2 tRNA genes and 3 rRNA genes are annotated in these 5,975 nt (G+C 47.6%); all 5 read left to right on the top strand.

Annotated elements, in window-relative coordinates:
* Positions 1 to 486: 486 nt before the first annotated feature.
* The 5 genes from AAJP47_RS13425 (at position 487) to rrf (ending at position 5,769) form a co-directional block, all read left to right on the top strand.
* Positions 487 to 2,025: ribosomal RNA gene (locus tag AAJP47_RS13425) — 16S ribosomal RNA — on the top strand.
* Between the two features lie 72 nt (positions 2,026 to 2,097).
* Positions 2,098 to 2,174: transfer RNA gene (locus AAJP47_RS13420), tRNA-Ile, on the top strand.
* A gap of 7 nt (positions 2,175 to 2,181) precedes the next feature.
* Positions 2,182 to 2,257, top strand: a tRNA-Ala gene (locus AAJP47_RS13415).
* A gap of 352 nt (positions 2,258 to 2,609) precedes the next feature.
* A 23S ribosomal RNA gene (locus AAJP47_RS13410) occupies positions 2,610 to 5,467 on the top strand.
* Between the two features lie 188 nt (positions 5,468 to 5,655).
* Positions 5,656 to 5,769, top strand: a 5S ribosomal RNA gene (gene rrf / locus AAJP47_RS13405).
* Together the 16S, 23S and 5S rRNA genes with 2 tRNA genes alongside form the textbook arrangement of a ribosomal RNA operon.
* Positions 5,770 to 5,975 lie beyond the last annotated feature (206 nt).

The raw sequence follows: 5,975 nt of genomic DNA, 5'->3' as shown, positions 1-5,975 counted from the left end.
AAAAATACTTCTTGACTTCATAAATAAAGCGTCTATAATACGCACCTCATTAAGGCAAAGCAGTTAAGAAGATAGTGATTAGTCACTATAAATTAACGAGCTAACTTATTGAAACGAATTAAAAAAAGAAGCTTGACAGTCTATTAAAACATGATATGATAGTCAGCTCGCTAATTAGGATAAGCCACATTGGTTATGTAATAATTAGTAAGACAGAATAAGCGTTACCTGCTACTGGACGACAGTGGTCAGACATTATTTAAAAGCATAACTAAAGAACAACTTGTGTGGATTTTTGCTGATTCAGAATGCTAAAAATAAAGTTGGTTTAGACTTCTTTTCGGAGTTTATTCTAACTATAAAAATTATCATTTAAGACAGCAGAAAAACTCAAAGTTAATTCATTACGAACATAATTTTTAGCGATTTTGCCAGATTAGATGAGCCAAGTTTAGAAGCTTCTTTAAAGAGCTTCATAGCAAGATTAAACTGAAGAGTTTGATCATGGCTCAGATTGAACGCTGGCGGCAGGCTTAACACATGCAAGTCGAGCGGTAACATTTCTAGCTTGCTAGAAGATGACGAGCGGCGGACGGGTGAGTAATACTTAGGAATCTACCTAGTAGTGGGGGATAGCTCGGGGAAACTCGAATTAATACCGCATACGACCTACGGGAGAAAGGGGGCAACTTGTTGCTCTCGCTATTAGATGAGCCTAAGTCGGATTAGCTAGATGGTGGGGTAAAGGCCTACCATGGCGACGATCTGTAGCTGGTCTGAGAGGATGATCAGCCACACCGGGACTGAGACACGGCCCGGACTCCTACGGGAGGCAGCAGTGGGGAATATTGGACAATGGGGGAAACCCTGATCCAGCCATGCCGCGTGTGTGAAGAAGGCCTTTTGGTTGTAAAGCACTTTAAGCAGTGAAGAAGACTCTATGGTTAATACCCGTAGACGATGACATTAGCTGCAGAATAAGCACCGGCTAACTCTGTGCCAGCAGCCGCGGTAATACAGAGGGTGCAAGCGTTAATCGGAATTACTGGGCGTAAAGCGAGCGTAGGTGGCTTGATAAGTCAGATGTGAAATCCCCGGGCTTAACCTGGGAACTGCATCTGATACTGTCAGGCTAGAGTAGGTGAGAGGAAGGTAGAATTCCAGGTGTAGCGGTGAAATGCGTAGAGATCTGGAGGAATACCGATGGCGAAGGCAGCCTTCTGGCATCATACTGACACTGAGGCTCGAAAGCGTGGGTAGCAAACAGGATTAGATACCCTGGTAGTCCACGCCGTAAACGATGTCTACTAGTCGTTGGGTCCCTTGAGGACTTAGTGACGCAGCTAACGCAATAAGTAGACCGCCTGGGGAGTACGGCCGCAAGGTTAAAACTCAAATGAATTGACGGGGGCCCGCACAAGCGGTGGAGCATGTGGTTTAATTCGATGCAACGCGAAGAACCTTACCTGGTCTTGACATATCTAGAATCCTGCAGAGATGCGGGAGTGCCTTCGGGAATTAGAATACAGGTGCTGCATGGCTGTCGTCAGCTCGTGTCGTGAGATGTTGGGTTAAGTCCCGCAACGAGCGCAACCCTTGTCCTTAGTTACCAGCGGGTTAAGCCGGGAACTCTAAGGATACTGCCAGTGACAAACTGGAGGAAGGCGGGGACGACGTCAAGTCATCATGGCCCTTACGACCAGGGCTACACACGTGCTACAATGGTAGGTACAGAGGGCAGCTACACAGCGATGTGATGCGAATCTCAAAAAGCCTATCGTAGTCCAGATTGGAGTCTGCAACTCGACTCCATGAAGTAGGAATCGCTAGTAATCGCGGATCAGAATGCCGCGGTGAATACGTTCCCGGGCCTTGTACACACCGCCCGTCACACCATGGGAGTTGATTGCACCAGAAGTGGTTAGCCTAACCGTAAGGAAGGCGATCACCACGGTGTGGTTGATGACTGGGGTGAAGTCGTAACAAGGTAGCCGTAGGGGAACCTGCGGCTGGATCACCTCCTTATAGACAGCATTCGGTCAGCAAGAATTCACAACAAGTTGTTCTTTAGTTTAAGCTTACGTTTTAGGACGTATTGGGTCTGTAGCTCAGCTGGTTAGAGCACCGTGTTGATAACGCGGGGGTCAGTGGTTCAAGTCCACTTAGACCCACCATTTATATGGGGCCATAGCTCAGTTGGTAGAGCGCCTGCCTTGCACGCAGGAGGTCAACGGTTCGACTCCGTTTGGCTCCACCACTACTTAGTTAAGCTTAGCATGCGAATAAATAAAATAGGTATTAAATAGAAACAAGTGATTTATCTTGAATAGAGACAAGATTACTTCTTTCTGTTTTATACGGAAATCTGTGACTCGATGAGAGCATAGAAACTATTTAAAAACATAGATATGAGTCTGGGTTAGGAAGAGCGTGTTCACGCGCCCTTCTTAACCTTAGTAATCGACCTCTTAACGACATCAGTTGTTATCCCAGGGGTTGGTTACTAAAAAAGTAAAGAGAACTGAATCAAGCGTATAAACATAGGTGATATCGTTATCATAATTAGATTGTATGACACTTTGAAGTCGAAAGACTACTTGGGGTTGTATGGTCAAGTAATGAAGCGCACATGGTGGATGCCTTGGCAGTCAGAGGCGATGAAAGACGTGACAGCCTGCGATAAGCTTCGGGGAGGCGGCAATATCCTGTGATCCGGAGATTTCTGAATGGGGAAACCCACTTACCATAAGGTAGGTATCCTAATTTATTAGGAAGCGAACGAGGGGAAGTGAAACATCTCAGTACCCTTAGGAATAGACATCAATTGAGATTCCCCTAGTAGCGGCGAGCGAACGGGGAGAAGCCGATTAGTACTAATGTAGAAGAACAGCGTGGGAAAGCTGACCGTAGTAGGTGATAGTCCTGTATTCGAAACATTAGCATTAACATATTAAGTAGAGCGGGGCACGAGAAATCCTGTTTGAAGATGGGGGGACCATCCTCCAAGGCTAAATACTCCTGACTGACCGATAGTGAACCAGTACCGTGAGGGAAAGGCGAAAAGAACCCCTGTGAGGGGAGTGAAATAGAACCTGAAACCGTGTGCGTACAAGCAGTGGGAGCCTTAATTTATTAGGGTGACCGCGTACCTTTTGTATAATGGGTCAGCGACTTATGTTCTGTAGCAAGGTTAACCGTTTAGGGGAGCCGTAGGGAAACCGAGTCTTAATAGGGCGATTAGTTGCAGGGCATAGACCCGAAACCGAGTGATCTATCCATGAGCAGGTTGAAAGTGCCGTAACAGGCACCGGAGGACCGAACCCACTGTCGTTGAAAAGCCAGGGGATGACTTGTGGATAGGGGTGAAAGGCTAATCAAACTCGGTGATAGCTGGTTCTCCCCGAAAGCTATTTAGGTAGCGCCTCGGACGAACACCATTGGGGGTAGAGCACTGTTTCGGCTAGGGGGTCATACCGACTTACCAAACCGATGCAAACTCCGAATACCGATGAGTGATATCCGGGAGACACACGGTGGGTGCTAACGTCCATCGTGGAGAGGGAAACAACCCAGACCGCCAGCTAAGGCCCCAAATTCCTAGTTAAGTGGGAAACGAGGTGGGAAGGCATAGACAGCTAGGAGGTTGGCTTAGAAGCAGCCATCCTTTAAAGAAAGCGTAATAGCTCACTAGTCGAGTCGGCCCGCGCGGAAGATGTAACGGGGCTCAAACTAGGAGCCGAAGCTGCGGATTTGAATTTGTTTTCAAGTGGTAGGGGAGCGTTGTGTAAGCCTGTGAAGGTGTGTTGTAAAGCATGCTGGAGGTATCACAAGAGCGAATGCTGACGTGAGTAACGATAATGCGAGTGAAAAGCTCGCACGCCGGAAGATCAAGGGTTCCAGTCCAACGTTAATCGGGGCTGGGTGAGTCGACCCCTAAGGCGAGGCCGAAAGGCGTAGTCGATGGGAAATCGGTTAATATTCCGATACTTGTTTATGATGCGATGGAGGGACGGAGAAGGTTATGCCAGCCTGGCGATGGTTGTCCAGGTGGAAGGATGTAGGTTTATAGCTTAGGTAAATCCGGGCTATTTTATACCGAGATCTGATAGCAAGCTGTACTTGTACAGCGAAGTGGCAAATACCATGCTTCCAGGAAAAGCTTCTAAGCGATAGTCATAAACGAATCGTACCCTAAACCGACACAGGTGATCAGGTAGAGAATACCAAGGCGCTTGAGAGAACTCTGCTGAAGGAACTAGGCAAAATGGTACCGTAACTTCGGGAGAAGGTACGCTGCTGATGGTGAAGGACTTGCTCCGTAAGCTATTGGCAGTCGCAGATACCAGGCTGCTGCAACTGTTTATTAAAAACACAGCACTCTGCAAACACGAAAGTGGACGTATAGGGTGTGATGTCTGCCCGGTGCTGGAAGGTTAATTGATGGGGTTAGCGTAAGCGAAGCTCTTGATCGAAGCCCCAGTAAACGGCGGCCGTAACTATAACGGTCCTAAGGTAGCGAAATTCCTTGTCGGGTAAGTTCCGACCTGCACGAATGACATAATGATGGCAGCGCTGTCTCCAGCAGAGACTCAGTGAAATCGAAATCGCAGTGAAGATGCTGTGTACCCGCGGCTAGACGGAAAGACCCCGTGAACCTTTACTACAGCTTTACATTGAACTTTGACCTGACTTGTGCAGGATAGGTGGGAGGCTTTGAAGCCGAGACGCTAGTCTTGGTGGAGCCAATCTTGAAATACCACCCTGGTCATGTTGGGGTTCTAACTCAGGTATAACAATACCGAGGACAATGTATGGTGGGTAGTTTGACTGGGGCGGTCTCCTCCTAAAGAGTAACGGAGGAGTACGAAGGTGCGCTCAGAACGGTCGGAAATCGTTCATAGAGTATAAAGGCAAAAGCGCGCTTAACTGCGAGACCCACAAGTCGAGCAGGTACGAAAGTAGGTCTTAGTGATCCGGTGGTTCTGTATGGAAGGGCCATCGCTCAACGGATAAAAGGTACTCTGGGGATAACAGGCTGATACCGCCCAAGAGTTCATATCGACGGCGGTGTTTGGCACCTCGATGTCGGCTCATCTCATCCTAGGGCTGAAGCAGGTCCTAAGGGTATGGCTGTTCGCCATTTAAAGAGGTACGCGAGCTGGGTTTAGAACGTCGTGAGACAGTTCGGTCCCTATCTACCGTGGGCGTTGGAAATTTGAGAGGATCTGCTCCTAGTACGAGAGGACCAGAGTGGACGAACCTCTGGTGTTCGGGTTGTCACGCCAGTGGCATTGCCCGGTAGCTACGTTCGGATGGGATAACCGCTGAAAGCATCTAAGCGGGAAGCCCACCTCAAGATTAGATTTCCCTAAAGAGCCGTTCAAGACTAGGACGTTGATAGGCAGGGTGTGGAAGCGCAGCGATGCGTGTAGCTAACCTGTACTAATTGCTCGTTTGGCTTGACCATACAACACCCAAGTGGTTTGTATACAAGTCTAATTAATCTATCTTGTAAAGCGAAAGCTTTAGAATAAAGAAAGAATATTTCGATATCACCTAACACTTGATTCAGTCAAGCTTAGTTGAAACCCTTAAGCTAATCCCTTAAGTTAGTAGTCAATAAGTACTACAACAGACTCATATCTAACCCCCTTTGCTGACGACAATAGCACGATGGCACCACCTGATCCCTTCCCGAACTCAGAAGTGAAACATCGTAGCGCCAATGGTAGTGTGGTTCGCCCATGTGAGAGTAGGTCATCGTCAGCTCCTTATACTTAAAAAGAGTCATCCTTAGCGGGGTGGCTCTTTTTTTTATCTTTTATTTCTAGTGACCTACACAGCAAATCCTATTGAAAGGATTTGCTCTTGCGCTGCCTGAAATTGACATGCAATTTCTACGGCGCTCAGGTCATCGTCAGCTCTCTATTCCTGACTAGCCCCTTGATACTAACGTATCAAGGGGCTTTTCTTTG

The sequence above is a fragment of the Psychrobacter halotolerans genome (genome assembly GCF_039680845.1).
Taxonomy (GTDB): Bacteria; Pseudomonadota; Gammaproteobacteria; order Pseudomonadales; family Moraxellaceae; genus Psychrobacter.
Note: the sequence above shows the minus strand (reverse complement) of the source record. Positions and strands in the feature narration are given on the sequence as shown.